Genomic DNA, 2,230 nt, shown 5'->3' on the forward strand with positions numbered 1-2,230 from the left:
CTACGTTGGTTACTGACTAAGAGGCTTCCCTACCTTTACCTCTACAGGACTTTCACCTGTTAGCATTTGCCAGCTTGGCTGGACGCACACATCAACACAACACTCTCAACGTGCGGTGAAATACAATTTTTATACTACATAGCAAAAGGGGTCAATTACCCCTTTATTATTGTTTAATATTTTATAGATGTGTGAATTATTCTGTTTCTTATACTCACTTCACTTTTTTCCACTCTTGAACTCTCTTATTTATACTCTAATATCAATAATATCTATTAATTTTTCATCCCTATTCAAAGTTGGTCACCATTATATATTTATTATCTATTATCTGAAACACATTTTACTGTTTATCATCCAATATATCAAACCAATTTTGATATATGTCACTAGTTCTCACACCTGTACTTTTACTTAAATTACATTTATCACATAACAATTGCAAATTTGACACATCATTTATGCCCCCTTGTTCTAAAGAAACGATATGATCATAATGCAGCCCCCGTTCCTCCATCACACTATATACTGAAGTCAAATCTCTCCTACAAAAAGTACACTTGCCTCTATCTCGATGAAACACTGCCCTCTCTACCCATTTAGGAGTATATACATGGGAATATTCATTGTCATGAGTACGAGCTATATACTCATTAAACTTTAATAAAAACTCTCTGTTCAGAAATAATATATAAAACATCTCATGAGCGATCTTCTCCATTACAGCTTCATACCAACCCGTTAATTTTAATTCTCCCAAATATTCATATAAAATATCTTCTATCAGCTCTTCATCGCTATCCAATAACCACTCAGTAAATTGGGGTTCATGGTCAAAGTAAAACTTGAGTGCTTTATCTATTTGAAGAGTATATTCAGCCCCTTCTGACCATATAGCTCTAATAATATTCTGCTTTTTAAACTGTTCGTGTTTTTTTAACAAACCATGATATTTTTTATTTTCACCTTCCAAATCAAAAAAATTATGCAGATCATCTATATCCGAATTATCACATATATTTTCATTTCTTTGACTATTTAATTTTTCAATTTGTTGATTCAAGCTCTTTATGTCATCAAACATATCCTCTTCCATAATATTGCCAGCTGCCCATTGACAAAAAAGAATCAGTATTGATTCTTTTTTGTAATTTTCCGGTATAGATTCTATATACAAATGAGAAAACTCCGATAAATTCACTAGAAACTCTTCCGTCTGATATTGAATTATATTACTGACAACATTACAATAATAATATACATTAAAATATTTCATCTCAATATTCATAAATTATCCACCACCATAAAATAATTTAATTTCTCTTCCCCAGCACAGTAACCATAAACACATTTCACTCCAACCAACCGCCAAAGCACACCAACATACTCCCTTTAGCTTAACCGCTGGAGCCCTTTGATTAAATCAATTATCTTAATTATCATCTTAATCCTCTCCATCTTTTGTGATAATATCCTCACCTATTTTATTACAGAAAATATGCTCTTCTATCGTTTTGATGCATCCATTAAGATCCTTTTTTATATCTTTTCCCCAGAACCGCAAGACAGACCAGCCTAAATTACGGAGCTGCTTATTCACTTCTTCGTCACGCTCCATGTTTCTGGGAATTTTCCTAAGCCAATAATCACTATTATTACTTTTTTGGAGACGGACTTTCATTTCCTCCCAGTCTTTTCCGTGAAAAAACTCTCCATCACAGAATATGGCTATTTTATATTTTGTAAAAACAATATCGGGATGACCTGGAAGCTTTTTATAATTTTTTCTGTAACGATATCCTCTTGCCCATAAAGCCTTCCTTAGAATCATCTCGATTGCCGTATCTTTAGCTTTTATACGTTTCATATTCTTTTGTCGTTGCTGAGGAGTGAGATTATCCACATTATCACCTCTGGAATATCATATCATTATGGTATTCAATAAAATCTTTTGCTGGTAAGAATTTATCTGGAAGACATATCTGCCTGTGGTTATAACTCATAAACCATCCTCTGGTTTTCTCATCCATCTCAGCATGTATTACAGCATTGGAGACCAAAATCCGAAAATCCTGTGTAATTGTAATCAGCCCTCGATCAAAAGCTTTATCATGTAAAGAATTCAAGCAAATCCCGTTTTGATGTTGTATAATAAAAATTGCCACCCTATTCTCAAGGATTTTGATATATAATAAATACAAGAAGAGGAGAATTGAGATGGCAGAAAAAC

At 33.0% G+C, this 2,230-nt stretch carries 3 protein-coding genes; all 3 read right to left on the minus strand.

All coding sequences use genetic code 11. The features are described 5' to 3' along the window. Window positions 1-343: 343 nt before the first annotated feature. Complete coding sequence (locus tag BM305_RS18660; RefSeq protein ID WP_177214813.1) at window positions 344-1,276, minus strand: HNH endonuclease; 933 nt, start codon at window positions 1,274-1,276, stop codon at window positions 344-346. 168 nt (window positions 1,277-1,444) lie between these two features. Then, entirely contained in the window at window positions 1,445-1,903 is a 459-nt protein-coding gene (locus tag BM305_RS18665) for a very short patch repair endonuclease (RefSeq protein WP_092564501.1), read from the minus strand. A 4-nt stretch (window positions 1,904-1,907) separates the two neighbouring features. Further along, window positions 1,908-2,230: HNH endonuclease (locus BM305_RS18670; protein WP_177214814.1), on the minus strand; the 323-nt coding region annotated here is incomplete at its 5' end.

Source organism: Anaeromicropila populeti (assembly GCF_900112775.1).
Classification (GTDB): domain Bacteria; phylum Bacillota; class Clostridia; order Lachnospirales; family Lachnospiraceae; genus Anaeromicropila_A; species Anaeromicropila_A populeti.

Bases quoted from the DNA above. Each gene is read 5' to 3' on its own strand.
- BM305_RS18660 (WP_177214813.1), bottom strand. From the start codon at position 1,276: ATGAAATATTTTAATGTATATTATTATTGTAATGTTGTCAGTAATATA.